The 788-nt window shown below is 51.6% G+C and carries 2 protein-coding genes; both read left to right on the top strand.

Features of this window, described 5'->3' with window-relative positions:
- Positions 1-136: hypothetical protein (locus tag D6C13_RS26050; protein ID WP_167458090.1), on the top strand; the 136-nt coding region annotated here is incomplete at its 5' end.
- On the top strand, positions 133-788 hold a 656-nt coding region (gene lpxK, locus D6C13_RS25305), incomplete at its 3' end, for a tetraacyldisaccharide 4'-kinase (RefSeq protein WP_120135348.1). The genes D6C13_RS26050 and lpxK, both read left to right, overlap by 4 nt.

Here is a 788-nt window from a genome sequence, read left to right on the forward strand (position 1 = left end):
TTTATCGACTATCGAAAAAGCGGATGAAATCCTGGTTATTGAGGATGGTTGCATTGTGGAACGTGGTTCGCACGTGAAACTGCTCGAAGAGCGCGGTGTTTACTCCCAACTTTACCGGATGCAGTTCGGGCAATGATTGATCGCATCTGGTCAGGGAAATCACCGTTATATCTGTTACTTCTGCCTCTGGCCTGGCTTTACGGATTCATCTCGACTCTGATCCGTTACAGTTACCAACATGGGCTGAAAAAAAGCTGGCGGGCCCCTGTGCCCGTCGTGGTAGTCGGAAATCTGACTGCCGGAGGTAATGGTAAAACGCCGGTGGTCATCTGGCTGGTTGAAACACTGCAACAACATGGTTTTCGTGTCGGCGTGGTTTCACGCGGGTATGGAGGAAAAGCAGAAAGCTATCCGCTGCTGCTTTGTGAAGATACATCAACCGCACAAGCGGGTGATGAACCCGTGTTGATTTTTCAGAGAACGGGGGCACCGGTCGCGGTGTCTCCGGTTCGCTCTGATGCAGTAAAAGCACTTCTTGCCTCGCATGAGCTGGATGTGGTTATCACCGACGATGGTTTGCAACATTATGCACTTGCGCGTGATGTTGAAATTGTTGTGGTTGATGGCATCAGGCGCTTCGGCAACGGGCACTGGTTGCCGGCGGGACCGATGCGGGAACGTAGTTCACGTTTACGCTCAGTTGATGCTGTGATAACTAATGGCGGCATGGCGCACACAGGCGAATTAGCCATGATTCTCCAGCCTGGAAAAGCCATTAACCTACTGAC

This window comes from Rahnella woolbedingensis (genome assembly GCF_003602095.1).
Classification (GTDB): domain Bacteria; phylum Pseudomonadota; class Gammaproteobacteria; order Enterobacterales; family Enterobacteriaceae; genus Rahnella; species Rahnella woolbedingensis.